The 26,615-nt window shown below is 54.0% G+C and carries 28 protein-coding genes and 1 pseudogene; 12 read left to right on the top strand and 17 right to left on the bottom strand.

All coding sequences use genetic code 11. The features are described 5' to 3' along the window. Positions 1 to 212: 212 nt before the first annotated feature. From pnp to mtr, 5 genes are all read left to right on the top strand, one after another. Positions 213 to 2,348: a polyribonucleotide nucleotidyltransferase gene (gene pnp / locus IP581_RS20450; protein WP_017457358.1), complete on the top strand. Its 2,136-nt coding sequence runs from the start codon at positions 213 to 215 to the stop codon at positions 2,346 to 2,348. 108 nt (positions 2,349 to 2,456) lie between these two features. Then, the gene (nlpI, locus tag IP581_RS20445) at positions 2,457 to 3,341 is read left to right on the top strand and encodes a lipoprotein NlpI (RefSeq protein ID WP_020455412.1); all 885 of its coding nucleotides are present in this window, start codon (positions 2,457 to 2,459) and stop codon (positions 3,339 to 3,341) included. A gap of 107 nt (positions 3,342 to 3,448) precedes the next feature. Then, on the top strand, positions 3,449 to 3,529 hold the full coding sequence (gene yrbN / locus IP581_RS24155; RefSeq protein ID WP_097400725.1) for a protein YrbN: 81 nt from the start codon (positions 3,449 to 3,451) through the stop codon (positions 3,527 to 3,529). Continuing rightward, positions 3,522 to 5,426 carry a DEAD/DEAH family ATP-dependent RNA helicase gene (locus IP581_RS20435; RefSeq protein WP_193821262.1) on the top strand — a complete coding sequence of 635 codons (1,905 nt, stop codon included), beginning with the start codon at positions 3,522 to 3,524 and terminating at the stop codon, positions 5,424 to 5,426. The genes yrbN and IP581_RS20435 overlap by 8 nt, the downstream gene beginning before the upstream one ends. 140 nt (positions 5,427 to 5,566) lie before the next feature. Then, on the top strand, positions 5,567 to 6,811 hold the full coding sequence (gene mtr, locus IP581_RS20430; protein ID WP_193821261.1) for a tryptophan permease: 1,245 nt from the start codon (positions 5,567 to 5,569) through the stop codon (positions 6,809 to 6,811). Positions 6,812 to 6,854: 43 nt separating this feature from the next. On the opposite strand, the gene IP581_RS20425 is transcribed toward mtr, so the two are convergent. From IP581_RS20425 to ubiU, 3 genes are all read right to left on the bottom strand, one after another. Continuing rightward, on the bottom strand, positions 6,855 to 7,862 hold the full coding sequence (locus tag IP581_RS20425) for a luciferase-like monooxygenase (RefSeq protein WP_086870119.1): 1,008 nt from the start codon (positions 7,860 to 7,862) through the stop codon (positions 6,855 to 6,857). A 141-nt stretch (positions 7,863 to 8,003) separates the two neighbouring features. Further along, the gene (locus IP581_RS20420; protein WP_193821260.1) at positions 8,004 to 8,882 is read right to left on the bottom strand and encodes a U32 family peptidase; all 879 of its coding nucleotides are present in this window, start codon (positions 8,880 to 8,882) and stop codon (positions 8,004 to 8,006) included. 7 nt (positions 8,883 to 8,889) lie between these two features. After that, complete coding sequence (gene ubiU / locus IP581_RS20415) at positions 8,890 to 9,885, bottom strand: ubiquinone anaerobic biosynthesis protein UbiU (RefSeq protein WP_086870123.1); 996 nt, start codon at positions 9,883 to 9,885, stop codon at positions 8,890 to 8,892. Positions 9,886 to 10,124: 239 nt separating this feature from the next. Between ubiU and ubiT the strand changes: the two genes are divergently transcribed. Beyond that, the gene (ubiT, locus tag IP581_RS20410) at positions 10,125 to 10,649 is read left to right on the top strand and encodes a ubiquinone anaerobic biosynthesis accessory factor UbiT (protein ID WP_193821259.1); all 525 of its coding nucleotides are present in this window, start codon (positions 10,125 to 10,127) and stop codon (positions 10,647 to 10,649) included. After that, positions 10,643 to 11,146 (top strand): GNAT family N-acetyltransferase, encoded by a 504-nt coding sequence (locus IP581_RS20405; RefSeq protein ID WP_193821258.1) that lies wholly within the window; start codon positions 10,643 to 10,645, stop codon positions 11,144 to 11,146. The genes ubiT and IP581_RS20405 overlap by 7 nt, the downstream gene beginning before the upstream one ends. Here IP581_RS20405 and IP581_RS20400 read toward each other — a convergent pair. Further along, complete coding sequence (locus IP581_RS20400; RefSeq protein WP_407659111.1) at positions 11,133 to 11,474, bottom strand: GIY-YIG nuclease family protein; 342 nt, start codon at positions 11,472 to 11,474, stop codon at positions 11,133 to 11,135. The two genes, IP581_RS20405 and IP581_RS20400, sit on opposite strands and share 14 nt — an antisense overlap. Positions 11,475 to 11,488: 14 nt before the next feature. On the opposite strand from IP581_RS20400, the gene IP581_RS20395 reads away from it, so the two are divergent. Beyond that, on the top strand, positions 11,489 to 11,926 hold the full coding sequence (locus IP581_RS20395; protein ID WP_193821256.1) for a YhbP family protein: 438 nt from the start codon (positions 11,489 to 11,491) through the stop codon (positions 11,924 to 11,926). Here the strand turns inward: IP581_RS20395 and IP581_RS20390 are convergent. After that, positions 11,912 to 12,430: a type 1 glutamine amidotransferase gene (locus IP581_RS20390; protein WP_020455402.1), complete on the bottom strand. Its 519-nt coding sequence runs from the start codon at positions 12,428 to 12,430 to the stop codon at positions 11,912 to 11,914. The two genes, IP581_RS20395 and IP581_RS20390, sit on opposite strands and share 15 nt — an antisense overlap. 120 nt (positions 12,431 to 12,550) lie before the next feature. Between IP581_RS20390 and IP581_RS20385 the strand changes: the two genes are divergently transcribed. Continuing rightward, entirely contained in the window at positions 12,551 to 13,204 is a 654-nt protein-coding gene (locus IP581_RS20385) for an NAD(P)H-binding protein (protein WP_086870132.1), read from the top strand. Positions 13,205 to 13,255: 51 nt separating this feature from the next. Further along, entirely contained in the window at positions 13,256 to 14,293 is a 1,038-nt protein-coding gene (locus tag IP581_RS20380; RefSeq protein ID WP_193821255.1) for a permease, read from the top strand. A gap of 59 nt (positions 14,294 to 14,352) precedes the next feature. Here the strand turns inward: IP581_RS20380 and dolP are convergent, their stop codons facing one another. Genes dolP through IP581_RS20360 form a run of 4 tightly spaced genes read right to left on the bottom strand, consistent with a single transcriptional unit; the run spans position 14,353 to position 18,040 of the window. Next, complete coding sequence (gene dolP / locus IP581_RS20375) at positions 14,353 to 14,928, bottom strand: division/outer membrane stress-associated lipid-binding lipoprotein (RefSeq protein WP_086870137.1); 576 nt, start codon at positions 14,926 to 14,928, stop codon at positions 14,353 to 14,355. 9 nt (positions 14,929 to 14,937) lie between these two features. Further along, positions 14,938 to 15,528 (bottom strand): DnaA initiator-associating protein DiaA, encoded by a 591-nt coding sequence (diaA, locus tag IP581_RS20370; RefSeq protein WP_040016590.1) that lies wholly within the window; start codon positions 15,526 to 15,528, stop codon positions 14,938 to 14,940. Positions 15,529 to 15,551: 23 nt separating this feature from the next. Then, entirely contained in the window at positions 15,552 to 15,947 is a 396-nt protein-coding gene (locus tag IP581_RS20365) for a YraN family protein (RefSeq protein ID WP_097400735.1), read from the bottom strand. Further along, entirely contained in the window at positions 15,905 to 18,040 is a 2,136-nt protein-coding gene (locus IP581_RS20360; protein ID WP_193821254.1) for a penicillin-binding protein activator, read from the bottom strand. Before IP581_RS20360 ends, IP581_RS20365 begins: the two co-directional genes overlap by 43 nt. Before the next feature lie 62 nt (positions 18,041 to 18,102). Between IP581_RS20360 and rsmI the strand changes: the two genes are divergently transcribed. Then, positions 18,103 to 18,963, top strand: a complete 861-nt coding sequence (gene rsmI / locus IP581_RS20355) for a 16S rRNA (cytidine(1402)-2'-O)-methyltransferase (protein WP_097400737.1) — start codon at positions 18,103 to 18,105, stop codon at positions 18,961 to 18,963. A 44-nt stretch (positions 18,964 to 19,007) separates the two neighbouring features. Here the strand turns inward: rsmI and agaD are convergent, their stop codons facing one another. The 8 genes and pseudogenes from agaD to kbaZ form a co-directional block, all read right to left on the bottom strand. Further along, positions 19,008 to 19,799 (bottom strand): PTS galactosamine transporter subunit IID, encoded by a 792-nt coding sequence (gene agaD, locus IP581_RS20350; protein ID WP_086870147.1) that lies wholly within the window; start codon positions 19,797 to 19,799, stop codon positions 19,008 to 19,010. After that, the gene (gene agaC / locus IP581_RS20345) at positions 19,789 to 20,592 is read right to left on the bottom strand and encodes a PTS galactosamine transporter subunit IIC (protein WP_086870149.1); all 804 of its coding nucleotides are present in this window, start codon (positions 20,590 to 20,592) and stop codon (positions 19,789 to 19,791) included. Before agaC ends, agaD begins: the two co-directional genes overlap by 11 nt. 52 nt (positions 20,593 to 20,644) lie before the next feature. Next, on the bottom strand, positions 20,645 to 21,121 hold the full coding sequence (gene agaB / locus IP581_RS20340) for a PTS galactosamine transporter subunit IIB (RefSeq protein WP_097400738.1): 477 nt from the start codon (positions 21,119 to 21,121) through the stop codon (positions 20,645 to 20,647). Between the two features lie 113 nt (positions 21,122 to 21,234). After that, complete coding sequence (gene kbaY / locus IP581_RS20335; protein ID WP_193821253.1) at positions 21,235 to 22,095, bottom strand: tagatose-bisphosphate aldolase subunit KbaY; 861 nt, start codon at positions 22,093 to 22,095, stop codon at positions 21,235 to 21,237. Further along, on the bottom strand, positions 22,095 to 23,249 hold the full coding sequence (locus tag IP581_RS20330; protein ID WP_193821252.1) for an SIS domain-containing protein: 1,155 nt from the start codon (positions 23,247 to 23,249) through the stop codon (positions 22,095 to 22,097). Before IP581_RS20330 ends, kbaY begins: the two co-directional genes overlap by 1 nt. Before the next feature lie 323 nt (positions 23,250 to 23,572). Further along, positions 23,573 to 24,007, bottom strand: a complete 435-nt coding sequence (agaF, locus tag IP581_RS20325; protein WP_086870158.1) for a PTS galactosamine/N-acetylgalactosamine transporter subunit IIA — start codon at positions 24,005 to 24,007, stop codon at positions 23,573 to 23,575. A gap of 137 nt (positions 24,008 to 24,144) precedes the next feature. Beyond that, positions 24,145 to 24,243: pseudogene (locus tag IP581_RS20320) on the bottom strand (PTS N-acetylgalactosamine transporter subunit IIB); the annotation flags it as partial. 12 nt (positions 24,244 to 24,255) lie between these two features. After that, complete coding sequence (gene kbaZ, locus IP581_RS20315) at positions 24,256 to 25,551, bottom strand: tagatose-bisphosphate aldolase subunit KbaZ (RefSeq protein ID WP_193821251.1); 1,296 nt, start codon at positions 25,549 to 25,551, stop codon at positions 24,256 to 24,258. 247 nt (positions 25,552 to 25,798) lie between these two features. Here kbaZ and IP581_RS20310 point away from each other — a divergent pair, with 247 nt between their 5' ends. Next, positions 25,799 to 26,608 (top strand): DeoR family transcriptional regulator, encoded by an 810-nt coding sequence (locus IP581_RS20310; protein ID WP_086870162.1) that lies wholly within the window; start codon positions 25,799 to 25,801, stop codon positions 26,606 to 26,608. The last annotated feature ends 7 nt before the right edge of the window (positions 26,609 to 26,615 follow it).

Here is a 26,615-nt window from a genome sequence, read left to right as displayed (position 1 = left end):
CCCCTTTTTTCAACCAGGCGGCAGCAATTGGCAGTAAACTAATGTATTGTTGCCAGGTATGATCTTCACTGCAGAGGTTCGCGCGGCTAATGAGAGGCTTTATCCGCAATGGGCGGGTTAGGGTTGTCATTAGTCGCGAGGATGCATGAAGATTCGGTTAAATTGTCAGCATGCCAAAGGTGTGCTGACTTTCATTAAGAAAGGACAGAACTTTGCTGAATCCGATCGTTCGTAAATTCCAGTATGGTCAACATACCGTCACGCTGGAAACCGGCATGATGGCGCGTCAGGCGACTGCTGCCGTTATGGTAAGCATGGATGACACCGCAGTATTCGTGACCGTTGTTGGCCAGAAAAAAGCAAAACCAGGTCAGGATTTCTTCCCGCTGACCGTAAACTATCAAGAGCGTACTTACGCTGCCGGTAAAATCCCTGGCGGTTTCTTCCGTCGTGAAGGCCGTCCGAGCGAAGGCGAAACGCTGATCGCGCGTCTGATTGACCGCCCGGTTCGCCCGCTGTTCCCGGAAGGGTTCGTGAACGAAGTGCAGGTTATCGCTACCGTGGTTTCCGTTAACCCGCAGGTTAACCCGGATATCGTGGCAATGATCGGTGCTTCCGCTGCGCTTTCACTGTCTGGTATTCCGTTCAATGGCCCGATTGGCGCTGCGCGTGTTGGTTATATCAATGACCAGTACGTTCTGAACCCGACTCAGGAAGAGCTGAAAGCAAGTAAGCTGGATCTGGTGGTTGCCGGTACTGAAGCCGCGGTTCTGATGGTGGAATCCGAAGCGGAACTGCTGAGCGAAGATCAGATGCTGGGCGCGGTGGTGTTTGGCCATGACCAGCAGCAGATTGTTATCCAGAACATCAACGACCTGGTGAAAGAAGCTGGCAAACCGCGTTGGGACTGGCAGCCGGAAGCGGTAAACGAAGCGCTGAACGCGCGCGTTGCTGCGCTGGCAGAATCACGTTTGAGCGATGCGTACCGCATCACTGACAAACAAGAACGTTATGCTCAGGTTGACGTGATTAAATCCGAAACCATCGCAACGCTGGTGGCAGAAGATGAAACCCTGGACGCCAACGAACTGGGCGAAATCCTGCACGCTATCGAGAAAAACGTTGTTCGTAGCCGTGTACTGGCAGGTGAACCGCGTATTGATGGCCGCGAAAAAGATATGATCCGTGGTCTGGACGTTCGTACCGGTGTACTGCCGCGTACTCACGGTTCTGCGCTGTTTACCCGTGGCGAAACCCAGGCGCTGGTTACTGCAACGCTGGGGACCGCTCGTGACGCGCAGATCATCGACGAACTGATGGGCGAGCGCACTGACTCTTTCCTGTTCCATTACAACTTCCCTCCGTACTCCGTAGGGGAAACCGGGATGGTTGGTTCGCCGAAACGTCGTGAGATTGGCCACGGCCGTCTGGCAAAACGCGGTGTGCTGGCAGTGATGCCGGATGCAGATAAATTCCCGTACACCGTACGTGTGGTGTCTGAAATCACCGAATCGAACGGTTCTTCTTCTATGGCTTCCGTTTGTGGCGCATCTCTGGCGCTGATGGACGCTGGCGTACCGGTGAAAGCGGCCGTTGCGGGTATCGCAATGGGTCTGGTGAAAGAAGGCGACAACTTTGTTGTTCTGTCTGACATCCTGGGCGACGAAGACCACCTGGGCGATATGGACTTCAAAGTAGCGGGTTCCCGCGACGGTATCTCTGCGCTGCAGATGGATATCAAAATTGAAGGTATCACCAAAGAGATCATGCAGGTTGCGCTGAATCAGGCGAAAGGTGCTCGTCTGCATATTCTGGGCGTTATGGAGCAGGCGATTAACGCGCCGCGTGGTGATATCTCTGAATTTGCGCCGCGTATCCATACCATCAAAATTAATCCAGATAAGATCAAAGACGTGATCGGTAAAGGCGGTTCCGTTATTCGTGCGCTGACCGAAGAAACCGGCACCACCATCGAAATCGAAGATGATGGTACCGTAAAAATCGCAGCAACTGACGGCGATAAAGCGAAACATGCCATTCGCCGTATTGAAGAGATCACGGCTGAGATCGAAGTGGGCCGTGTCTATAGCGGTAAAGTGACCCGCATCGTTGACTTTGGCGCGTTTGTTGCCATCGGCGGCGGTAAAGAAGGTCTGGTACATATTTCTCAGATCGCGGACAAACGCGTTGAGAAAGTGACCGATTATCTGCAGATGGGCCAGGAAGTGCCGGTTAAAGTTCTGGAAGTTGACCGTCAGGGCCGTATTCGTCTGAGCATTAAAGAAGCGACTGAGCAGACTCAGCCTGCTGAAGCGTCGGAAGCGCCGCAAGCAGAGCAGGGCGAGTAAGGTTGCCTTTGCCCTCCGCGAAAGCGGAGGGCTTATTAGCAGGCAGGACGCCATGTTTGCAGCCGGGGGACAGGACGTTCATCCAATTGTTGTCTTCGGGAGTGGGAAATGAAGCCTTTTTTGCGCTGGTGTTTCGTTGCGACAGCTTTAACGCTGGCAGGATGCAGCAACTCTGCCTGGCGTAAGAGCGAAGTCCTCGCGGTGCCATTGCAACCGACTTTGCAGCAAGAAGTGATTCTGGCGCGCATGGAACAAATTCTTGCCAGTCGGGCTTTAACCGATGACGAACGCGCACAGCTTTTATATGAGCGCGGAGTGTTGTATGATAGCCTCGGTTTGAGAGCCTTAGCGCGAAATGATTTCTCGCAAGCGCTGGCAATCCGACCCGATATGCCGGAAGTATTCAATTACTTAGGCATTTATTTAACGCAGGCAGGCAATTTTGATGCTGCCTATGAAGCGTTTGATTCTGTACTTGAGCTTGATCCAACTTACAACTACGCGCACTTGAATCGCGGGATCGCACTGCATTACGGCGGTCGCGACAAGTTAGCGCAAGATGATCTGCTGGCGTTTTATCAAGACGATCCTAATGATCCTTTCCGGAGTCTGTGGCTTTACATCGTTGAGCGGAAGCTTAATGAGAAGCAGGCTAAAGAAGCACTGAAACAGCGCTTCGAAAAATCGGACAAGGAACAGTGGGGATGGAACATTGTCGAGTTCTACCTCGGCGACATTAGCGAAGCAACGCTAATGGATCGCCTGAAGGCAGACGCAACGGATAACACCTCGCTCGCTGAGCATCTCAGTGAAACCAACTTCTATTTAGGTAAGTACTACCTAAGTCTGGGGGATAAGGACAGCGCTACGGCACTGTTCAAACTAGCGGTTGCCAACAACGTCCATAATTTTGTTGAGCATCGTTACGCATTGTTGGAATTAGCGCTCTTGGGCCAGGAGCATGACGACCTGGCAGAATCGGACCAGCAATAGCTGACGAACATATCAGCCCGTAATCTTTTTTTGATTGCCATCACCTTCGCGGGTGAGGGCTTCATTGTTCGTTAATTAACCTACTTTGAGCCGGTTCACACTTTTCAATGAAAATTGCTAATTTTTTTCACGATGAGTTATGTAGACTGGCCGCCAATGACATAGAGGCACTTGTACTACATGGCTGAATTCGAAACCACTTTTGCAGATCTGGGCCTGAAGGCTCCCATCCTTGAAGCTCTTAACGATCTCGGTTACGAAAAACCATCTCCGATCCAGGCTGAGTGCATTCCGCACCTGCTGAACGGTCGTGACGTGCTGGGCATGGCCCAGACTGGTAGCGGTAAAACCGCGGCGTTTTCTCTGCCGCTGCTGAACAACATCGATCCGGACCTGCGTGCACCGCAGATCCTTGTGCTCGCTCCGACCCGCGAACTGGCGGTTCAGGTTGCTGAAGCCATGACCGATTTCTCTAAACATATGCGCGGTGTAAGCGTGGTAGCCCTGTACGGTGGCCAGCGTTATGACGTGCAATTACGCGCTCTGCGCCAGGGGCCACAGATTGTCGTCGGTACGCCGGGCCGTCTGCTGGATCACCTGAAACGCGGCACGCTGGATCTCTCTAAACTGAGCGGTCTGGTGCTGGATGAAGCCGACGAAATGCTGCGCATGGGCTTTATCGAAGACGTAGAAACCATCATGGCACAGATCCCGGAAGGTCATCAGACCGCTCTGTTCTCTGCAACCATGCCGGAAGCAATTCGTCGCATTACTCGTCGCTTTATGAAAGAGCCGCAGGAAGTGCGCATTCAATCCAGCGTGACGACTCGTCCGGATATCAGCCAGAGCTACTGGACTGCATACGGCATGCGTAAAAACGAAGCACTGGTTCGCTTCCTGGAAGCAGAAGATTTTGATGCGGCGATCATCTTCGTTCGTACCAAAAACGCAACGCTGGAAGTGGCTGAAGCACTGGAACGCAGTGGCTATAACAGCGCTGCGCTGAACGGTGATATGAACCAGGCACTGCGTGAGCAGACACTGGAGCGTCTGAAAGACGGTCGTCTGGATATCCTGATCGCAACTGACGTTGCGGCACGTGGTCTGGACGTTGAGCGTATCAGCCTGGTCGTTAACTACGACATCCCGATGGATTCCGAATCCTACGTTCACCGTATCGGTCGTACCGGTCGTGCGGGTCGTGCTGGTCGTGCGCTGCTGTTCGTTGAGAACCGCGAGCGTCGTCTGCTGCGCAACATCGAACGTACGATGAAACTGACCATTCCGGAAGTAGAACTGCCGAACGCAGAGCTGCTGGGCAAACGCCGTCTGGAAAAATTCGCCGCTAAAGTTCAGCAACAGCTGGAAAGCAGCGATCTGGATCAGTACCGCGCGCTGCTGGCAAAAATCCAGCCTTCTGCTGAAGAAGAGATGGATATTGAAACGCTGGCCGCTGCACTGCTGAAAATGGCGCAGGGCGAACGTCCGCTGATCCTGCCGCCGGATGCACCGATGCGCCCGCGTCGCGAATTCCGTGAACGTGATGATCGCTTCGAACGCCGTGGCGATCGTAACGATCGGGGCCCGCGTGGCGAACGTTCTGAACGTGGTGGCGAAGATCGTCCGCGTCGTGAACGTCGCGATGTTGGCGAAATGGAACTGTACCGTATTGAAGTAGGCCGCGATGATGGTGTTGAAGTCCGTCATATCGTTGGTGCTATCGCCAACGAAGGCGACATCAGCAGCCGTTACATCGGTAACATCAAGCTGTTCGGTACTCACTCTACCATTGAGCTGCCGAAAGGCATGCCGGGCGAAGTTCTGCAGCACTTCACCCGCACGCGTATTCTGAACAAGCCGATGAATATGCAACTGCTGGGCGATGCACAGCCGCGTGAGCGTAGCGAACGCCGCGGTGGCGGTGAGCGTCGTGGCGGATTCGGTAGTGAACGCCGTGAAGGTGGTCGTGGTGAAGGTCGTCGTTTCAGCGGTGAGCGTCAGGAAGGTCGTAGTTTTGGTGGCGAACGTCGCGCACCGCGCCGCGATCGTGACGACAGCGCTCCGCGTCGCCGTAACGACGCATAATCTGCGTTACAGCCTGTAAAGAAATAGATACAGCCCCGATCGAAAAGATTGGGGCTTTTTTTATCCGTAATGTACTCCTGTACTGGTACAATGCAGCAGCCTGAACTACTGGCATTGCTCATCACAGGAGAATCACTCAGATGTCGACACTGACAACCACACAAACTTCCCCTTCGCTGTTCGGCGGGGTAGTGATTATTGGCGGCACGATCATTGGCGCAGGCATGTTTTCACTGCCGGTGGTGATGTCCGGCGCGTGGTTTTTCTGGTCATTGCTGGCGCTCGTTTTTACCTGGTTTTGCATGTTGCATTCCGGGCTGATGATCCTTGAAGCCAACCTGAATTACCGTAGCGGCGCGAGCTTCGATACCATTACCAAAGATCTGCTGGGGAAAGGCTGGAATCTGGTTAACGGTATCTCGATTGCTTTCGTGCTCTATATCCTGACTTACGCCTATATTTCGGCAAGCGGCTCTATTTTGCATCACACCTTTGCGGAAATGTCGCTGAATGTCCCGCCGCGCCTGGCCGGGCTGGCCTTTGCGCTGCTGGTGGCGTTTATCGTCTGGCTCTCCACGCACGCTGTCAGCCGAATGACGGCAATTGTTCTGGGGGCGAAGGTCATCACCTTCTTTCTCACCTTTGGCAGCCTGTTGGGGCATGTTGAGCCAGCGACCTTATTTAACGCCGCTCAGCGCGATGCTTCATACACGCCTTATCTGTTGATGACGCTGCCATTCTGTCTGGCTTCGTTTGGCTACCACGGTAATGTGCCGAGCCTGATGAAATACTACGGCAAAGATCCGCGCACTATTATTCGTTGCCTGGTCTACGGCACGCTGCTGGCGCTGGGGTTGTACGTTATTTGGTTGCTGGTCACGATGGGCAATATCTCGCGTCCCGCATTTATTGAGATCGCGGCAAAAGGCGGGAATATTGATGTGCTGGTGCAGGCGCTGAGCGGCGTGCTCAATAGCCGCAGCCTGGATCTGTTGCTGGTTGTCTTTTCAAACTTTGCGGTCGCCAGTTCCTTTCTTGGTGTGACGCTGGGGCTGTTTGACTACCTGGCGGACTTATTCAAGTTTGATGATTCCCCGCTGGGACGCTTTAAAACCGCAGTGTTGACCTTTTTACCGCCGATTGTCGGTGGCTTGCTGTGGCCGAACGGCTTTCTGTACGCGATTGGTTATGCGGGCTTAGCAGCAACAGTATGGGCGGCCATTGTTCCCGCGCTGCTGGCAAATGCCTCGCGTAAGCGCTTTGGCAGCCCGGCGTTTCGCGTATGGGGTGGCAAGCCGATGATTGCGCTGATTCTGCTGTTCGGCATTGGCAACGCGGTGGTGCATCTGCTTTCCAGCTTTAATTTGTTACCTGTCTATCAGTAATCATTTTCTCTCCTCTCCCATATGGGAGAGGAGGATCTCTGCGCTAACCGAGCAGTTCTTCTTTCACCTGCATCGCCAGCTCAAACGAGTAAAGCCGTGCCTGGTGATCAAAAATCTGTCCGTTAACCATAATTTCGTCGGCATCCGTTTCCCGCAGAATTGACTCCAGCCCGTGGCGTACTTTCGCTTTATCACCCACCAGCGACATACTCAGCGCCTGCTGTACGCCATACTGTTCCGCCGGCGACCAGAACTGATCCATATTTGGGATCGGCGGCGGCAACTGCGCACTTTCGCCGCGGCGTAATTTCACAAATGCCTGCTGCATTGATGTAAACAGGAATTCCGCATCGCGGTTGCTGTCGGCGGCGACAATGTTGATGCACACCATTGCGTACGGTTTTTCCAGCCGTTCAGAGGGTTTGAACTGCGTACGATAAAGATGCAACGCCTGGAACAACATATCCGGCGCGAAGTGCGAAGCAAAGGCAAACGGCAAGCCCAGCTGCGCGGCCAGTTGCGCGCTATACAGGCTTGAGCCCAGCAGCCAGACGGGGATTTTCTCACCGTAACCCGGCACCGGTCGTACGTGCGGATTTGGATCGCGGGCATCAAACCAGTCCACCAGTTCAGCGACATCACGCGGGAAATTATCGATATCACCGCTCATATGGCGGCGCAGCGCCATCATGGTGCGCTGGTCACTGCCTGGCGCGCGGCCAAGGCCAAGATCGATACGTCCCGGATAGAGGGTATTGAGCGTGCCGAACTGCTCGGCAATCACCAGCGGCGAGTGGTTTGGCAGCATCACACCGCCGGAACCCAAATGCAAGGTTTGCGTATTCGCCGCCAGATAGCCAATCAACACGGACGTTGCCGCGCTGGCGATACCGGTCATATTGTGGTGTTCTGCCAGCCAGTAGCGATGATAACCGCGCTGTTCGGCCAGTTTCGCCAAATCCAGCGAATGCGTGAACGCCTCGCGGGCGTTAGAGTTTTGTGGGATCGGCGCGAGATCAAGCACCGAAAAAGGGATCGTTTTATCAGACATACACACTCACTTTGCTACAGCATTGTCATCAGATTGAAGGTCTTCTTCCAGCCTGGCGCAATGTGCCGCGCCCGGCCAGAAAAGCTGCAACTTTCATACTGCATTAACTTGTGACAATTCTTGTTAACAAAGTGAGCTTTTTTACGGCTCCAGTACCAGGCCCGGCAGCCTGCGCCAGTAGCCGTTACAATCGCTATTAGACGCCAGCGGCAGCGGTGCATGACCCGTTTCATTCGCCTTAAACGCGTCGAGCATGGCAAACGTCTCGTCACCCATCGGCGACAGACGCACCATATCCACAAGTCCCTCCATTGAGGTCAGCTCATTACCCAGGTTGTAAACATAGCCGCTCATCGTCTGGATACCGTTCAGCACAAAGACTTGCTGGTTCTCTTGCGAAAGGATGCTGCGCCCGTTCGGGTATTTAATGCAGCAGGTTTCGCACTCATCTTTAGGCCTGTCTTCGGAGCGGGCGGTAAAGCAGCGCGCGGAGTAAGCCAGCGGCAGATGACCGTAACTCAGCACTTCCACTTCAAATTGCTGACGAATACCCAGGGAATCACACTGATCGAGTAAGTTTTTCAGCCAGTCGCGCGAAAGCTCAACCGGCATGCACCAGCGCACCATGCCTTGCTTGAGCAGTAAACGCAGCGTCACCGCGTTATAGCAGTTGAGCGCATGCCCGGCGACAAACGGCAGTTTGCGCTCGGCACACATATTCACCACGCCCAGATCGCTGGCTTCGAGTAAAAACTCGCCGTTATCAACATAACGTTTGAGTTCGTTTAATTCGGAAGAGGCCTGCACCAGCGCCAGCGTGGAAAGTACAACCTGTTTGCCGCTGCCCGCCAACGCTTTTGCCATATCCAGCCAGTCGCCCACTTTGGTCGCGCGGCGCTTGCTGCAGACGGCTTCGCCAAGGTAAATCACATCGGCGTGGCTGGTGGCTGCCTGGCGGTAAAAATCTTCCAGCGTCTCTTTTGGCCAGTAATAAAGCACCGGCCCTAATGAATATTTCATGATTTTCCTACTGCCATTTGCGGTGATACGCGCCGAGGGTGGTTTGGGTGCCTTCCGACATCGAACCCAGCGTTTCCATCCACGCCGGTTGCGGCACAAAGTCTTGCGGCGAGGCCATACAGCGGTCGATTGCCTGACGCCATACTTTTGCTACCTGGCTGACATAGGCCGGGCTGCGCTGGCGCCCCTCGATTTTTACCGAGGCAATATTGGCGGCCAGCAGCTCTGGCAGCAGTTCCAGTGTATTGAGGCTGGTGGGTTCTTCCAGCGCGTGATAACGCTCGCCATCCACCAGATAGCGGCCTTTACATAAGGTCGGATAACCGGCGTTTTCGCCATCCTGATAACGATCAATCAGCACGTCGTTGAGGCGGGATTCCAGCCCCTGCGGCGTTTGCTGCCAACGCACAAAACGTGCCGGAGAACAGGCGCCTACGGTATTGGGCGATTCGCCAGTCAGGTAAGAAGAGAGGTAGCAGCGGCCTTCCGCCATAATGCACAAGCTGCCGAAAGCGAACACTTCCAGCGGTACCGGCGTGACGCGCGCCAGCTGCTTAACCTGGTGAATCGATAACACGCGCGGCAGCACCACGCGCGCCACGTCAAAGTGGCGATGGTAAAAACGAATCGCCTCTTCGTTGGTCGCAGAAGCCTGGACGGAGACGTGGCGCTCAATATGCGGATAGCGCTCAGCTGCATATTCCAGCATCGCTAAATCTGCCAGGATCAGCGCATCAGCGCCAATCTGCGCTGCCATATCAACGGCACGCTCCCAGCGTTGATAGCCATCAGGATGCGCAAACGTATTAATGGCGATATGCAGCTTGCGGCGATGTTGGTGAACAAAGCTGACCGCTTCCTGCAGCTTCTTCTCGGTAAAATTGAGACCGGCGAAATGGCGGGCATTGGTATCATCTTTCAGGCCGATATACACAGCGTCGGCACCGTTTTCGATGGCCGCCTTCAGCGCCGGAAGGTTTCCGGCAGGGCAGAGCAACTCCATAGTGTATCCTGCAATCAGGGGCGTTATGGCCCGGATGTACCCCGTGGGGTCGCTAAGTTGTTAATGAACTGGGATTTTAGTTAACCTGTCAGCGACAATTTTTGATTTGAGGCAGTTAAATGCGTATTGATGGCGCCAATAATCCCCGGCTGTTTATTCGTAATTGTTGATTTGTGCCGCTATGCCATTTGGCGATTGTGGCAAAATAACAGTCATTATCATTTCAGGGAGTAAAGCTCGTGTTGGATAAATTGCGCTCACGTCTTGTTCAGGTTGGCCCGTCGTTACTGAGCGTGCCGGTTAAGCTGACGCCTTTCGCCATCAAACGTCAGGTGCTGGAGCAGGTGCTGCGTTGGCAATTCCAACAGGCGCTGGCGGACGGAGAACTTGAGTTTCTGGAAGGCCGCTGGTTAAGTATCCAGGTTCGGGATATTGGCCTGACGTGGTATACCTCTGTTGCAGATGGGCAGATGATTGTGCGTGAATCTGCCGATGCGGATGTCAGCTTCAGCGCGGACGCCAGCGATTTGCTGATGATTGCTGCGCGTAAGCAGGATCCCGATACGCTGTTTTTCCAGCGCCGTCTGGTGATTGAAGGCGATACGGAACTTGGGCTGTACGTGAAAAACCTGATGGACGCCATTGAGCTGGAGCAGATGCCAAAACCCCTGCGGGTGATGCTGCTGCAGCTGGCGGAATTTGTTGAGGCTGGCCTGCAAGCGCCGCCTGCAACGACACAACCTTCTGTAGGTGAGCCATGCTGATTAGAGTTGAAATTCCCATTGATGCTCCCGGTATCGACGCGCTGCTGCGCCGTAGTTTTGACGGCGAAGCGGAAGCGACGCTGGTGCACGATCTGCGCGAAGACGGGCTGATCACGCTGGGATTTGTTGCGACCGATGACGAAGGCCAGGTCATTGGCTACGTGGCGTTTAGCCCGGTTTCGGTCGCCGGTGAAGAGCTGCAATGGGTCGGGCTTGCGCCGCTGGCCGTTGATAAGCAGTACCGCGGGCAGGGTATTGCGCGTCAGTTAGTGTATGAAGGGCTGGATTCACTCAACGAGTTTGGCTATGCGGCGGTGGTCACTTTAGGTGATCCTGCGTTTTATAGTCGTCTCGGGTTTGAGAAGGCGGCGCAGTATGATTTGCACTGCCGTTGGCCAGAAAGCCACGAGGCGTTTTTAGTCCATCGCCTGGCGGATGACGCGTTCAATGGCGTCAGTGGCCGGGTTGAATACAGCGATCATTTCAATCGTTTTTAACGGTCACAGATAACAAGCTTTCCCGCAGCGCCTCGAATGAGCCATCCCCGGCGACGAGGCGCTCTTTCTGGCGTTTGGTTAACTGCTTAATGCGATACTCCAGCCGTAGCGCCAGAGATCTTTCCCCCACCTCGGCCGAAAAAGCCAACGCCAGCGCGCCTTTTCCCCGCAACGCTTTTGCGCCTTTGCCGGATTGATGCTGAATAAAACGCCGTGCGACATCGGTGGTAATGCCGGTGTAGAGCATGTTGTCAGCGGTGCGAATAAGATAAAGAAACCAGGACGTCATGACGATGTTCAGTATGTTAATGTGAAAGAAAAATAACATGGGGAAGGGAAAAAATGGAGACTCTTGCAGCCATTAATCGCTGGCTGGCGAAACAGCATGTTGTCACCTGGTGTGTGGCGAATCGGGGAGAATTATGGTGCGCGAACGCGTTCTATTTTTATGATCCACAAGCGGTCGCGTTTTATATCCTGAGCGAGGATCAAACCCGCCATGCACAGATGACGGGCCTGAAAGCGCAGGTGGCGGGCACGGTAAACGGCCAGCCAAAAACCGTGGCGCTGATTCGCGGCGTGCAGTTCACCGGCGAGATCCGCCGCCTTGACGGCGAGGAGAGCGCGACGCTGCGTGCGAAATATAATCGTCGTTTTCCGGTTGCCCGCATGTTATCCGCCCCGATGTGGGAAATTCGCCTTCATGAACTGAAGTTCACTGATAACACGCTGGGCTTTGGTAAAAAACTGCACTGGATCCGCGACTCAGGCGCCGAGTAAGCGCAGCGCTTCGCGATTAAACGCGGGTAAATCATCGGGAGTTCGGCTGGTGACCAGCTGATCTTTATCGACCACCACTTCCTGGTCGTAGAACTCACCCCCGGCGTTTTTCACATCCACCACAATCGGTTTCACCGCCGTGAGCTTACGCCCGCGTATTGCATCGGCGCTGATCAACAACTGTGGCCCATGGCAAATGGCGAAGACCGGTTTCCCGGTGCTGATGAAGTCCCGCGTGAAAGTCACAAAACGGTCATCGCCGCGCAGATAATCGGGCGAGTGCCCGCCGGGCAGCAGTAGTGCATCAAAGTCTGCCGGGCGCACTTCATCAATGGCTTTATCAATCACCACTTCCGCTTCACCCTTTTTGCCGTGAATGGTTTTCCCGGCCTGTTTCTCAATCGTGATAACCTCATGACCAGCCTTACGAAATTCATGTGCCGGAGAGGTGAATTCTGAATCTTCAAACTCGTCGGTGATCAAGACAGCAATTTTCTTGCTCATACTTCCTCCGTTGTTTTGGCTTCAGAAAGGGAGTTATGCATACTGATAACTCACCAGCACACTAAGCCTGGTTCAGCAGGCTGACATTGCAACACAGATTCATCTGCAAAGGGGGAAACGATGCAGCGTGTATTAATCACCGGTGCCACCGGTCTGGTTGGCGGGCATCTGTTGCGATTGCTGAACAGCGACTCGCGTATTGATTCCATTATTGCCCCCACGCGTCGCCCGTTGTCCGGTGTCTCAGGCGTCGAAAACCCACACGATCCGCAACTGAGTGACGCGCTGGCACTGGTGACGGAACCCGTCGATACGGTTTTTTGTTGCCTCGGCACCACCCGGCGTGAGGCGGGGAGCAAAGAGGCGTTTGTGCTTGCCGATTACACACTGGTGGTGGATACCGCGCTTACCGGCCTGCGGCTTGGCGCCACGCAAATGCTGGTGGTCAGTTCAATGGGCGCAAACGCGCGCTCGCTGTTTTTCTACAATCACGTCAAAGGTGAGATGGAAAACGCGTTGATGGCGCAACAGTGGCCGTCGCTGACTATCGTTCGCCCGTCAATGCTGCTGGGGGATCGGCAGAAAAAACGGGTAAATGAATCTTTGCTGGCACCGCTTTTTCGCCTGTTGCCGGGCAACTGGAAGTCGATTTCCGCACACGACGTTGCCCGCGCCATGCTGGCACTGGCCTTTTCGCCCGCAAGCCAGCCTACGCGTGTCGTGAAATCCGCGCAGCTACGCGCGATTGCAGCAGATAGCACATTGGCAAAATAGTTATCACGGCGTACTATTCTCGGGCTTATAAATATATCCCCGGGGAATGTTATGACTGGTCAGTCTTCATCTCAGGCGGCAACACCTGTTCAATGGTGGAAACCCGCTCTGTTCTTTCTTGTTGTTATCGTTGGTCTTTGGTATGTGAAATGGCAGCCTTATTACGGCAAAGCCTTCACCGCCGCCGAGACACACAGCATCGGTAAATCCATTCTTTCCCAGGCCGATTCCAGCCCGTTTCAGGCGGCGCTTGATTATGCCATGGTCTATTTTCTTGCGGTCTGGAAGGCAGCGGTACTCGGCGTGCTGCTCGGCTCGCTAATTCAGGTGCTTATCCCGCGCGACTGGTTGCTGCGCACGCTGGGGCAAAAGCGCTTTAGCGGTACCCTGTTTGGTACGTTGTTTTCTCTGCCTGGCATGATGTGTTCCTGCTGTGCTGCACCAGTGGCGGCGGGCATGCGGCGTCAGCGCGTTTCCATGGGCGGTGCGCTGGCGTTCTGGATGGGCAACCCGCTGCTGAACCCGGCAACGCTGGTGTTTATGGGATTTGTGCTTGGCTGGCATTTTGCGGCAATCCGCCTGGTTGCGGGGCTGATCACCGTACTCGGCGTGGCAACACTGGTACAGATGCTGGTGAAGGACAGCCCGCAACAATCAGAAGCGGTTGAGATCACCTTACCGGAACCGCAGGGCAGCTTTATGGCGCGCTGGGGTAAGGCGTTATGGCAACTGTTCTGGAGCACCATTCCGGTCTATATCCTCGCGGTGCTGGTGCTCGGCGCGGCGCGTGTCTGGTTGTTCCCGCATGCGGATGGCGCGGTGGATAATACCTTGCTGTGGGTGATCGCGATGGCGATTGTCGGCTGCCTGTTTGTTATCCCTACGGCGGCGGAAATTCCGATTGTGCAGACCATGATGCTGGCGGGAATGGGCATGGCGCCTGCCCTGGCGCTGCTGATTACATTACCGGCGGTTAGCCTGCCATCGCTCGTTATGCTGCGGAAGTCTTTCCCGGCGAAAGCGCTGTGGCTGACCGGCGGCCTGGTGGCACTGTGCGGCATGATCACCGGCATTATCGCCTTGCTGTAAGGTAAGTTTTTGCGCGAAAAAAAGCCCGGTGAGAACCGGGCTTTTTCGTCACGGTGAGGTTATTTCAGAATCGTAAAGGCGGTGGTCACGTGTTTCACCCCGCTGACGCGGCTGGCGATGTCCGCGGCGGCCCGGCCTTCACGTTCAGTGACCAGCCCCATCAGGAACACTTCGCCATTTTCCGTGGTCACTTTTACGTTTGACGATTTCACCTGGTCGCTGCTCAACAATTGCGAGCGAACTTTGGTCGTGATCCAGGTATCGGAAGAGGCCGTACCCAGACCAATCGGCTGGCCCTGACGGATCTCGTTGAAAACTTCAGTTGCCCCTTCCACACCCACGGCAATCTGTTTTGCCCGCGAAGCGAGTTCGGTATTCGGCGCCTGGCCAGTCAGCAGCACTTTCCCCTGGTAGGCGGTGACATTAACACGCGCTTCTTTCTTAATTTGTTCGTCTTTCGACAGCGCGCTATTCACGCGTAGTTCCAGCGTGCCGTCATCCACCTGGGTGCCCACAGTTCGCGGATCCGTCGCGGCTTTTGTGCCTACGGCTGCGGAACCTACCACCACTGCGCCAACACAACCCTGTAACAGCAGCGCGGAAATAAGGACTGCGAGGGGCGTAAATGCCTTCATGTGTACTCCTTAATCATCCTGGTGAGGAAAAAGCGTGTTATCAATCAGATCGCATAAGCAATTTACCGTCAGCATGTGCATTTCCTGGATGCGCGCGCTGCGATGGGAAGGAATACGAATTTCGACATCCTGCGGCCCCAGCAGACCCGCCAGCTCGCCACCGTCGTAGCCCGTCAACGCAATGATCGACATATCGCGCGTCACCGCCGCTTCGACGGCTTTAACGATATCGCGACTGTTACCCCGCGTTGAGATGGCCAACAAAATATCGCCGGTATGGCCGAGCGCCCGAACCTGCTTGGCATAAATTTCATCATGCAGACGGTCATTTGCTATCGCGGTTAAGACCACATTATCGGTATTAAGTGCAATGGCAGGTAAACTAGGACGTTCTGTTTCAAAACGGTTGATCATGCTGGCAGCAAAATGCTGTGCATTGGCGGCAGATGTGCCGTTGCCACAACAGAGGATTTTGTTGCCATTTAGCAGGGAGTGAACCATCGTCATGGCTGCTCGGGAAATGGCATCAGGTAGCGCTTCCGCCGCCGCAATTTGGGTTTGAATGCTTTCCGTAAAGCAGACTTTAATTCGTTCGAGCACGGTAATCCCTATCATTGAGCCAATCATGAGTGGTCGTTAAAGGCGTTGGCTATCCACTCAACATCATTTTCGGTGAAGGCTACCACATCAAACCGGCAATCCACAGTGTCAAAACTCCCATTGTGCCGGGCCAGCCATAAACGCGCGGTATGCAGCAGTTTGACTTGCTTGGCGCGGGTGACGCTGCTTGCCGCACCGCCAAAACGCGCCGATTTTCGATAGCGCACTTCAATAAACACGGTGGTCTTGCCGTGCCGCATTATCAGATCGATTTCGCCGCCGCGCTCGCGCACATTGGCGGCAATAAAGTGCAGTCCTTTGCTTTCAAGCAGGCGACGCGCTTTCGCTTCCCACACGTCGCCGGTCTGCTTACGGCTTAATTCGCCGGGACGATTTGCCCCTGTTGGTATTTGAGCCATGACAACTTCCTGTTGATCACGCAGTCCTGTGTCGCCGTTAAATCGCCGGTATTGCCATTCAGCTCAAAACCCGGCACCTGACGCATTTGCGAGAAGTTATTCGCCAGTGACCACGCATCCGCGCCCATGGCATACAGACGCGCCAGCGAATAGTCGTTATTCACGCTTCTCAGCGCTTGCTGCATCAGCGACGGGTTTGCCCCGGCAAGCATCGGAATTTCGTTGAATTGCAGGCCTTCCATTTCAAGGCGGAAATCCGGCCCTGCGCCGCCCTGCGCGCTGCGTGAGCTGGCGTACAGCATCACGCCGCTCTGGCTGCCGGTCCGCAGGGTGATCATCGGTTTAATCAGCGCGATTTCATCCTGCGTGGCGACGATATAGACCGCATCAACGCTGCCGCTACCGCTAATTTGCGCATCCGTCGGCGGCGCCGGAATATTCAGACCGCCAACCGTCACGCCTTGCTGCTGCGGCAGGCTGGAGGCGACCGGGCTGCCGGTCAGGGCGATACCAGAGCGACCGTTCAGCCCCATGCGCAATTCAGCGGTGGAGCCAAATTTCTGTGCCAGCACAACGCCACCACCCAGTTTTTTCCACTCATCGGCAAACGCAGTACTCACGCGTTCACCCAACGCGCTACGTGGCACCAGCAGCAGCGGCGCGTGACGGCCCTGCTCAAAGATATGGCGTGCGGCATCGTGGGCTTCATCCTCAGGCGAAAGGGCGAAGTAACAAATGTTGGCGCGGTTTTCGACATGCTCCGGCTGGTTGAGCGCCAGCACGTTCAATGATGTGTTGCTGCGCATCAGCTCTTCAACGTTGTTTTTCAGCAGCGGGCCAACCACGATGCTGGCACCGTCCTGTTGAACCTGGTTGAGGATCTGATCCATCGGCTGCGCGCTGGTATCGTAAACTTTCAGCTCAGCGCCAGGGTTCGCCGGCGTGCCTGTCGCAGCAGGTGCGGCGACCGGTTGGGTCGCATTGGCGTCGGTCGGCTGAACGGGCGTAGTGGCCGCCGGATCCGGCTGAGCGGCGGCGGAATCCGTTGTTGCTGCGTCACTTTGCGCTGCGCTATCCGGCGCTTGCGCTTGCTGAGCATCCGGTGCCGCCGCATTTTGCTGCGCCGGGGCGTTCGTCAGATCATTCACGTTAGCGTCTGCCGGGCTGACAACGGCTGCGGTGGCGGCCTGGGCAACTTGCTGTGGAACTGCCGGGCCGGAAACCGGGGCAATACCGTTTTTCGCCGCTTCAAAACCTTGCTGGATAGCGCGGCTAAAGACCGACGCCTGGCCGTTTAACGGCAACAGCAGGGCAATTTTATTCGTCGATGCCGGTTTAAAGTTTTGCAGGTTCGAAAGCTGGGTTGGCAGCATTTTCGCCGCCGGGTTTTGCGGGTAGCGCGTTTGCCAGTCGGTAATGCCCGCTTTCAGCATATTGGGGTCGTTGCGGTTGTCGAACCACATGCGTTGCAGATCGAGCCAGCCTTGCAGCGTCACTTCATCGGCGTTGATCACCAGCGCTCTGGCCTGATCTTGCGTCATGGAGGCCAGCGCTTGCCAGGTGGCGTCGATGTTTTTCTGCTTCTCTTCCGGTTTACTCAACAGCGGTTGCTGAGCAATGTACGCACGCAGCAGCGTCAGTGACGGTTTGCCCTGCGAGGCGGAAATGCCAATTTGCCAGTAACGCGCTTGCTGGTTTTGCTCAAGATCAGCGGGATCGAGTTCGTTGAGTTGCGCTTTCGCACCGGCAAAATCCTTCTGCGCCAGTTTCATTTCGGCAGCGAGCAACGTGCGTTCTTTGCGCTGGTTATCGCTCAGATCCTGCGGCAACTGAGCAAACAGTTCGCCGGCCTGCTGGGTTTTCCCCTCTTTTAGCAGTGCACGAATGGCGAGTAATTGCCAGTTGGTCTTGCTATCATCTGTGCTTTGCTGCATCTGCTGCAGGTAATAGCCAGAATCGGCCTGGGCTTCGCCCTGCATATGCGAGGCGCTTTGGTCTGTCGATTGCGTGCCACAGCCTGCAAACAGCAGGGCGGCGAGCACCACAGGCAGGCAGCGCGTGGCTTTCGAACGTAGAAATCTTGACGGTAGCATACTGTATCCAGTGATAATTTTTACGCAATGCTCAATATTAAATCGGCAATACGGATGAAACAATGAAACAACACGAATCGGCGGAGAATTCTCAAGGTCAGCTCTTTATTGTACCTACTCCTATCGGGAATTTGGCTGATATTACGCAGCGCGCGCTTAACGTGTTACAAGCCGTTGATTTAATTGCCGCTGAAGACACTCGTCATACCGGTTTACTGCTCCAGCATTTCGCCATTAACGCCCGTTTGTTTGCACTTCACGACCATAACGAGCAGCAGAAAGCAGAAACGCTGGTGGCGAAGCTAAAAGAGGGGCAGAACATTGCGCTGGTCTCCGACGCCGGAACGCCGCTGATTAACGATCCGGGCTACCATCTGGTGCGCACCTGCCGCGAGGCCGGTATCCGCGTGGTGCCATTGCCGGGTCCGTGCGCGGCCATCGCCGCGTTAAGCGCCGCCGGGTTGCCGTCGGATCGTTTCTGTTACGAAGGTTTTCTGCCCGCTAAATCAAAAGGGCGTCGCGATACGCTCAAAGCGCTGGAAACCGAAAGCCGTACGCTGATTTTCTATGAATCCACTCACCGCCTGCTGGAAAGCCTGGAAGATATGGTCGCCGTATGGGGCGAATCCCGTTACGTGGTGCTGGCGCGTGAACTGACCAAAACCTGGGAAACCATTCAGGGCGCGCCAGTTGGCGAGCTACTGGCATGGGTGAAAGAGGATGAGAACCGCCGCAAAGGCGAAATGGTGCTGATCGTCGAAGGGCATAAAGCGCAGGAAGAGGAGCTGCCCGCCGACGCGTTGCGTACGCTGGCGTTACTGCAAACCGAGCTGCCGCTAAAAAAAGCGGCGGCGCTGGCGGCGGAAATCCACGGCGTGAAGAAAAATGCGCTGTATAAGTACGCGCTTGATCAGCAAGACTAAGCTGCATTACGAGCGGGGCGCAGTAGTTATGCGCCCCGGCTCCGTCAGAGAATACCCAGTGCGGATGCAAGAATTGACAGCACAAATGTCACCGCAATCAGCACTACCGGGTGAGTCTTTTTCGCACGCAGCAGGTAATACATCAGCAGCGTATAACCCATTGGCAAAATGTTTGGGAACACCTTGTCAAAAAAGTCTTTTTGTAGCGCGACGCTGTGTGTTTCATCAATGGGAAAGGTGGTGATCACATTGATATGCACATATGAGGCAATCAGACCGCCGATAACGGTAATCCCCAGAATTGTCGCCGACCGTGCGATCATTTGTGAGTTTTCACGCACTTTATCAATCGCTTTAACACCCACTGAGTAACCAACGTGGGTCCAGCCGACGCGCAAAAAGAAAATAGCCAGGTAGACTGCGAAGAAAAGTATCGGGCCAAGCAGGTTGCCCTGGCTGGCAAAAGAGGAACAGATACCCGCCATAATCGGTAACAGCGTAAACCAGAAGACGGCATCACCAATCCCTGCAATGGGGCCAAACAGCGCCACTTTTAGCCCCTTAATGGTGCTGCGGTTTTCTCCTTTCTCTTCCATGGAGATAAGCAATCCCATCAAAAAACCAACCAGGTTGGGGTGGGTGTTAATAAATTCCAGATGGTCTTTCATTGCCGCGCTTAAGCCGTCTTTATCATCCTTATAAATCTTTTTCAGCAGCGGCAGCATCGCCCAGGTAAAACCGCCAGCCTGCATCCTTTCATAGTTAAAACTGGCTTGCAGCACGGACGAACGGAAACCTAAACGGGTAATATCTTTCTTACTGATTTCAGATGCCATTGCTGTAATCCTCTTTATCGCTGGGATTGCTTTCGACCTGCGGTTGAGACTGGTTTTTCGCCCGCGCATTGAAGAATTCATAGACTGCGAAACCGGCACCTAAAACGGCAACCGGCAGCAGGTTGCTGACCTGGATATAACAGACGAACAGAAAACCGGCGATCAGGTAAGGAATGTATTGCGCTTTGAACATGACGCGTAAGAGTAAGCCGAAGCCGACTGCTGGCAAAATACCGCCCGCCACTTCAAAGCCGTGTGTCAGCCAGCCAGGCATTGCTTTCACCAGCGCCTGCATCGCGCCCTGTGCCATGTAAGTACACAGAAACGCGATAATGGCGTATGAACAGGCGACAATCAGCGTAGTGAGCCAGTTAAGGCGCGCAAAGGCCCGGGTATCACCTGTACTGGCATAGTTATCCGCTTTCGACATAAATAACGAAAAAGCGGAGTAGAAGAACAGGATGATGTACTGCATTAACAGGCTAAACGGCAGCCCAAGGCCGATTGCCGTTTTGGCGTCGACCCCTGTAGACCAGGCGATGACCGTCGTCATTACGCCCGCCATAATCGGATTTGGCGGTTGTACACCGCCTGCCGGGGTTAAGCCTGCAAAAGCGAGTTCGGTTAAACCGCCGGTGATTAACCCGATATGAATGTCCCCGAGTATTGCGCCAGTCAGGGTACAAACAATGATGGGTCTGAACAGGAATAATGCTTCCAGCCAGAAATCAATACCGAGGATAAAAACCAGAGCAGCCAGGGATAACCCCTGTATTAGCGTTATTTCATGCATTTTTCGGCCTCATCAGAGAGCGTTGCTTACCATCGTTTGCCGACAAAAAAGCTCAGTCGGGAATATCGGTTTTTGTATCGCCGGGAACATCCTGAATGAAAATATGTGCCCCGTGATGTTTGATAAAACGCAGATCGTCCAGGTCCTGTTCATTGACATAGACTTTGCTGCTTATCTGTTTTTTCCCCGCAGAAAAATGCATGTTGCCGACGTTAACTTCGCCAAGCCTCACACCACCTTCAATCAGTTTTCGTACCGTTTCCGGTGTGCGGCAGATGAGAAAAATCTTTTGATGAGGCGCAGCTTTATCGAGGATATTTATCGTTTTTTCCAGCGAAAAGAAGCGGATACCAAAGCCGTAGGTTTCTGCTGTTATCCCCATTAGCTTTTGTTGCAATGTATCTTTTGCGACGTCATCGTCAACGACGACAAGCAAATTGGCACCGATAGCCGACGTCCAGGTAACGCCCACCTGTCCATGGACGAGACGGTTATCGATACGGGTTAGTAAAATATTCGGTGAGCTCATCTTATTGTCCTGTCATTAATTAATACGGATATGTTCCTTTGTAATATTTATTCCAGTAATGCTTTCAACATGGTAATGACGTAAAGGCAGTGTCAGTGCCCCAAAATAGTTTCTTATTTCTCCAGTCTGTCGGCAGAACCGCAGACCGTTACCTTGCTTCTCACAACCTCTTTCATCGCATCCATACCGACCCGCATGTAGTAACGCGGATCGTTACCGTCAGGATTCTCGTCAAACCACTTTCTCACCGCCGCAGCGAACGCAATTTTCAGTTCCGTCGCGACGTTGACCTTACAGATGCCTAATTCAATCGCCCGACGGACAAATTCGTCGGGAACATCACTGGCACCGTGCAGCACCAGAGGAACTTCCACCACGTTACGGATTGCTGCCAGGCGCTGAAAGTCGAGTTTCGGCGGCTTCGTATACAGGCCGTGCGCCGTACCAATAGCGACGGCGAGGCTGTCAACGCCGGTTAAATCGATGAAACGCCGGGCATCCTGTGGCGACGTCAGAAAGGCGCTTTCCTCATCAACATCCATGTCGTCTTCTGCGCCGCCAAGGCGCCCAAGTTCTGCTTCAACGCTGCAATCCTGGCGATGACAGAAATCGACAACGGATTTAACCAGCCGGACATTTTCGTCGAAAGGGAGATGGCTGCCGTCGATCATGGCGCTGCGCACGCCGATATTGACCTTCCGGCGGATATCATCCAGCGATTCATGATGGTCCAGATGGAGCGCCACAGGCATGTGGTAACTGGCAGAGTAGGCCTCGCACAGCGCGTAGATCTCTTCGATGGCGATGTGTTTATAAGTGCCAGGGGTTCCGGCAAGGATCACCGGTGAACGCATCTCCTGGCAAACTTCAAGGATGGCCTGGATGGTCTCTGCATTATGGATATTGAACGCCGGGACGGCGTAGCCTTTCGCCTGCGCGTCCTGCAAAAGATATTTGGTCGAGATAATACTCATTATGCCCCCTGCCACGGATGAATGACGACGCCCTGTACCACCCGGTTAACAGTCCCGCTCTGGGACGGGGTATCAGGGGTGATCCCGGCTTTTATCGATTGAGTAAGTGCAAAGACCTGCGCGTACATCAGGAAACAAAATGCCTGCTCGACATCCAGAAATTCGCGGGCGGGAGGCAGCGTAATATGTGCTTCTGCCGGGATAACATGCTCTTGTGAGGCACTGACAGAGACAATACGCAGTGCCTGGTTCTCACGATGAAGCTCTGCCAGTAGATCGCGATCGTAGAGGCGTGTGTAAGGGTGGCTCGACATAAACACGACAACCAGCGTTTCGTTATCAATCAGTGATTTGGGACCATGGCGAAAGCCAGCAGGGGAATCGTAGAAGGCGACCAGTTTACCGGCGGTTAATTCCAGCACTTTGAGCGCTGACTCTCTCGCGACACCCTGCAACCCGCCGCTACCGAGATAGACAACACGTTTGAAGGGGAAATCCCCGAATACGCTGGTGGAGAAATCCCCGAGCGAGTGGATGATTTGCTGGCAACGTGAGGCAACATCACGAAAACGTGTTGTGCTAAAGAGATCGGGGGCAAAGAGGGCAAGGCAGCTTGCCATCATGGTGGTGATACTGCTGGTCATGGCGAAACCACGATCGTGCGTTTCGGCAGGCATCAACAGCGCCTTGCCGTGGTTGCTGGTTTCAGCATTCTGGTACAGCGCACCGGCTTCATTGCAGGTAATCGCGAGGTGATAGCACTGCTTGACGAACTGGTCTGCCAGCTTAACGGCCGCGACGCTTTCCGGGCTGTTGCCCGAGCGCCCGAAGGAGACCAGTAGAGTCGGTTGCGTTTCCTGCAGGTAGTCCATGGGATTGGTAACCAGGTCGGTAGTCGGTACTGCGGTAATATTTTTCCCGGTGTGGCGCGAAAGCCAGGGGCCAATAATGTCGCCAATAAAGGCGGAAGTCCCTGCGCCTGTAAGAATAATTTTAAGATTTTGTATGGATAAAACGGGCTGCAAAAACGCATCGATCTCATCGCGCTGGCGATCGATATTTTCAAGCGAGGCAATCCAGCACGCCGGTTGTTGACGAATTTCTCGTTCGGTCCAGGTTGACGTTGTTGTTCGCCCGGAAATCATTTCACTCATAGCGTATTCCTTAGTCATGCACGCTCACGAAAGTGAGCAGGAAAGAAATCTTTCATTTCGTTTCATTAAAATAATTTTCTCGTTAAATGAAACCTAACGAAAGTTAAGTGAAAGATCAATGCGAAAATATCAATAAATCGAAAACTGTGATCTTTAAAGCAAAGGAAGTGAAATTTAAAAAAACAAAAAAAGAGTACTGAGAAAGTGAAAGCGGAAACGAAAGAAAAGGCATGGCGTGATAACAGCGTCATGCCCATAAAACAGACAGGAAAAAGGACGACAAGAGGGGAGCCGGGTTAGTGCATTACTCGCGCGCTCATCTGTCAAATTCCTTCTTCGATCTGTTTTTCATCGCGGCAACGCCCCAGTTCATCGGCCAGACTTGTCAGGCCACGATGGCCGCACTCAAGCGCTTGTGAGCGAAACGCTTCACAACTTAATGCATCCCGTTCAAGTGCCATTTCCAGCAGCAGTTGCAGGTTGGTGCCGGTAATGACTTCACGGTTCGGTTGCTGCATGGCTAAAGTGGACGCGACACGAAATGGCGTGCCGCCCAGTAGATCGGTGAGAAATACCAATCCCTCGTTGCCACTCAGCGTATTGACCGCCTCTTCCAGTTGTTCTGTCAGCAAGGCGGTCGTTGAAGTTTCTGGAAAATCGATAGCGATAAATTGCGATTGCTCACCCAGAATTTGGGTCATTGCTCTTGCCATTCCACTGGCGAAACCACCGTGTCCACAAAGAATAATTCCCAGCATCGTGACTCCTTAATTCAGAGAAGGTGTGCAAATTTACCGACAATACCCAGCGCGGCAGACTGCAACAAGCTGATTTCCATAAGCGTGCCTCAAAGTAGGGTGAAGACATCCGGCGCGGGCTCTGTCGGCACACCTTGTACAAGTACCGGGTTCGCCCCGGCAAACCCAGCCCACTTCATGCCTGCCGGGCCGTGGAGTAAGCACTCATCAATACGGCTTAACACAATGTTTGGCATAGTGTTTTCCTGTTAATTGTTATCAAACGAAACGCCCTGACAGGCGGCGTGGTACTGACGCAGCACGTCCTGAATGTGGTCAATAATCAGTGCGTTGGGCGTTGCGCTCAGCCTGTGTTCACGCACTCTCGCGTACTGGAGCGGCAAGTACTGGCTGATGAGCGGAAGCGGAATGATCTGCTCGGCCAGATTACGTACCAGTCGTGCGTAAGATTCATCAATTTGGCTATCCGGCCAGTAGTAACGCACGCGGTCTGAATAACTATAATCCCGCGCCAGGCGGCGGGCATGGCTGTCACCGTGATAATGGCTTTGCCAGTACTCTGGACGGTCAAGCATGACATTTTCCAGCACATGACGAAGATCGGAACAGGCGCGGGCGGGAAGCAGTTCCTCTTCGATCGCCGCCAGGGCGAACAGCGCCTCGCGCAAGGCGAAGGTGAGCGCCGGGCCAACTTTCAAAACAGCAAAGTGATCGTGAACCAACTGACGCAGTGCCTGAGGCGTCTGGTAATCCGTAGAGTGGGCTTCAAACACCAGTGTCGGCTGATCTTCAACCATTTTGCTCAGGGCGCTGGCTTTGTGTGGCTGGTAATCCACGACCTGGCTGTTATCAAATTCAACGCCAGGCTGGACCACCAGCGCGATGATGCGTGGCCAGATGTTGCTTAGCCCCTGGCGTTCAAATGCGATGCGATGTGCCTGTAACGTGGCGCGCGCGGCATCGGGTGAGGTAACGGCAAGTTCGGCCAGCGTTTCGTGGGCACCGCCAGGAACGGGAACTTCAGTGCCGATGACGTAGACCAAATCGCTTTCACCCGATTGCGCGATGCAGGCCGCTTCCGCCACTTGTGCCAGCCTTGCGGCGCGTGTCGCTACAATCTCATCGGTAAGCGGCGTGGGATCGTCGGCGCACGACATGCTGCAATCGAGATGGATTTTTTTGAAACCCGCCGTGACGTAATGCTTAATCAGCTCTTCAGCATGCAACATGGCTTCGGATGCGGGTAACGTTTGCCAGCGATTCGGGCCAAGATGATCGCCCCCCAAAATCAACTGCGCGCGTGGGAAGTTCAGCTTATCGGCAAGCTGGCAAACGAAAGCGTGAAACTGCGCCGGTGTCATGCCGGTGTAGCCGCCAAATTGATCGACCTGATTTGATGTCGCTTCAATGAGTAAGGGATGGTGATGAGTGGCGGCAAAGCGGATTGCGGCTTCTAACACCAGGGGATGGGCAGAACAAACGGCGTAGATCCCTTTCTTGTCGCCCTCTTTGTGGTGCTTTATCAGCGCGGTAAGATGTTTCACTTTCCTCTTCCTCTTAGCGTTATTAGGTTTGTTTCTTTCGTTTTGTTTCCTTTCATCCTGATCGATGTTGTCTTAAAAATAAAATGAAAGATAATGCTTTTCCGATCTGTTTCACAAAACAAACATAATGAAAGGTTCTTGCCGGTGCTTTCCGAAAGCAACTTGCCATATCACGCTTGCATTCCTTCTGAAGTCAGGTTTAATAAGTAAATCGAAATGAAACGAAAGTTCAGTTAAAGGATTACTTATGGCCAGCACCAGTTCCTCACCCGAAAAGCGCACCATCGGTACGAGCGAAAGGCGTGAGCAGATCATCCAGCGGCTACGGCAGCAGGGAAGCGTTCAGGTTAATGATTTATCTCTTCTTTTTGGTGTATCCACCGTCACCATCCGTAACGATCTCGCTTTCCTGGAAAAACAGGGAATTGCCGTGCGTGCGTATGGCGGGGCGCTTATTTGTGATGGCAACGCACCAGCAACCGAGCCTTCTGTTGAAGACAAAAGCGCGTTAAATACCGGGCTGAAGCGGGGGATTGCGCTTGCGGCGGCTGAAATGATAAAGCCAGGGCACCGCGTTATTCTCGACTCGGGAACCACAACCTATGAAATTGCGCGCATGATGAAGCAACATCAGGACGTTATTGTGATGACGAATGGGATGAACGTCGCGAATGCATTGCTCGATGCTGAAGGGGTCGAGTTGCTGATGACAGGAGGACACTTGCGCCGTCAGTCGCAGTCTTTTTATGGCGATCAGGCGGAGCAATCATTACAGAATTACCATTTCGACATCCTTTTTCTCGGCGTCGATGCTATCGATCTTGAACGCGGTGTCAGCACGCATAACGAAGATGAGGCGCGGCTGAACCGACGGATGTGCGAAGTCGCTGAGCGCATTGTCGTAGTAACTGATTCCAGCAAGTTTAACCGTTTGAGTTTGCACAAAATTATTGATACGCAACGGATTGATATGATCATTACGGATGAAGGCATTCCGGCGGAAAGCCTGCACGGGTTGCAGAAAAGCGGGATCGACGTGCTACTGGTGAAACAATAAAAAAAGC

Origin of the sequence: Kosakonia pseudosacchari (genome assembly GCF_015167415.1) — a bacterium.
GTDB lineage: Bacteria > Pseudomonadota > Gammaproteobacteria > Enterobacterales > Enterobacteriaceae > Kosakonia > Kosakonia pseudosacchari.
This window is presented reverse-complemented; position numbering and strand designations above follow the sequence as displayed.

Excerpts from the sequence above, each read along its gene's own strand:
- IP581_RS20330 (WP_193821252.1), bottom strand. The coding sequence starts at position 23,249 with ATGAGTGAAATGATTTCCGGGCGAACAACAACGTCAACCTGGACCGAA.
- rsmI (WP_097400737.1), top strand. The coding sequence starts at position 18,103 with ATGAAACAACACGAATCGGCGGAGAATTCTCAAGGTCAGCTCTTTATT.
- IP581_RS20385 (WP_086870132.1), top strand. The coding sequence starts at position 12,551 with ATGCAGCGTGTATTAATCACCGGTGCCACCGGTCTGGTTGGCGGGCAT.
- IP581_RS20420 (WP_193821260.1), bottom strand. The coding sequence starts at position 8,882 with ATGAAATATTCATTAGGGCCGGTGCTTTATTACTGGCCAAAAGAGACG.
- IP581_RS20365 (WP_097400735.1), bottom strand. The coding sequence starts at position 15,947 with ATGGCTCAAATACCAACAGGGGCAAATCGTCCCGGCGAATTAAGCCGT.
- agaB (WP_097400738.1), bottom strand. The coding sequence starts at position 21,121 with ATGAGCTCACCGAATATTTTACTAACCCGTATCGATAACCGTCTCGTC.
- IP581_RS20400 (WP_407659111.1), bottom strand. The coding sequence starts at position 11,474 with ATGTTATTTTTCTTTCACATTAACATACTGAACATCGTCATGACGTCC.
- nlpI (WP_020455412.1), top strand. The coding sequence starts at position 2,457 with ATGAAGCCTTTTTTGCGCTGGTGTTTCGTTGCGACAGCTTTAACGCTG.
- yrbN (WP_097400725.1), top strand. The coding sequence starts at position 3,449 with ATGAAAATTGCTAATTTTTTTCACGATGAGTTATGTAGACTGGCCGCC.
- IP581_RS20360 (WP_193821254.1), bottom strand. The coding sequence starts at position 18,040 with ATGCTACCGTCAAGATTTCTACGTTCGAAAGCCACGCGCTGCCTGCCT.
- mtr (WP_193821261.1), top strand. The coding sequence starts at position 5,567 with ATGTCGACACTGACAACCACACAAACTTCCCCTTCGCTGTTCGGCGGG.
- agaF (WP_086870158.1), bottom strand. The coding sequence starts at position 24,007 with ATGCTGGGAATTATTCTTTGTGGACACGGTGGTTTCGCCAGTGGAATG.
- agaD (WP_086870147.1), bottom strand. The coding sequence starts at position 19,799 with ATGGCATCTGAAATCAGTAAGAAAGATATTACCCGTTTAGGTTTCCGT.
- IP581_RS20405 (WP_193821258.1), top strand. The coding sequence starts at position 10,643 with ATGCTGATTAGAGTTGAAATTCCCATTGATGCTCCCGGTATCGACGCG.
- IP581_RS20310 (WP_086870162.1), top strand. The coding sequence starts at position 25,799 with ATGGCCAGCACCAGTTCCTCACCCGAAAAGCGCACCATCGGTACGAGC.
- kbaY (WP_193821253.1), bottom strand. The coding sequence starts at position 22,095 with ATGAGTATTATCTCGACCAAATATCTTTTGCAGGACGCGCAGGCGAAA.
- IP581_RS20435 (WP_193821262.1), top strand. The coding sequence starts at position 3,522 with ATGGCTGAATTCGAAACCACTTTTGCAGATCTGGGCCTGAAGGCTCCC.
- IP581_RS20380 (WP_193821255.1), top strand. The coding sequence starts at position 13,256 with ATGACTGGTCAGTCTTCATCTCAGGCGGCAACACCTGTTCAATGGTGG.
- agaC (WP_086870149.1), bottom strand. The coding sequence starts at position 20,592 with ATGCATGAAATAACGCTAATACAGGGGTTATCCCTGGCTGCTCTGGTT.
- IP581_RS20390 (WP_020455402.1), bottom strand. The coding sequence starts at position 12,430 with ATGAGCAAGAAAATTGCTGTCTTGATCACCGACGAGTTTGAAGATTCA.
- IP581_RS20425 (WP_086870119.1), bottom strand. The coding sequence starts at position 7,862 with ATGTCTGATAAAACGATCCCTTTTTCGGTGCTTGATCTCGCGCCGATC.
- IP581_RS20395 (WP_193821256.1), top strand. The coding sequence starts at position 11,489 with ATGGAGACTCTTGCAGCCATTAATCGCTGGCTGGCGAAACAGCATGTT.
- dolP (WP_086870137.1), bottom strand. The coding sequence starts at position 14,928 with ATGAAGGCATTTACGCCCCTCGCAGTCCTTATTTCCGCGCTGCTGTTA.
- ubiU (WP_086870123.1), bottom strand. The coding sequence starts at position 9,885 with ATGGAGTTGCTCTGCCCTGCCGGAAACCTTCCGGCGCTGAAGGCGGCC.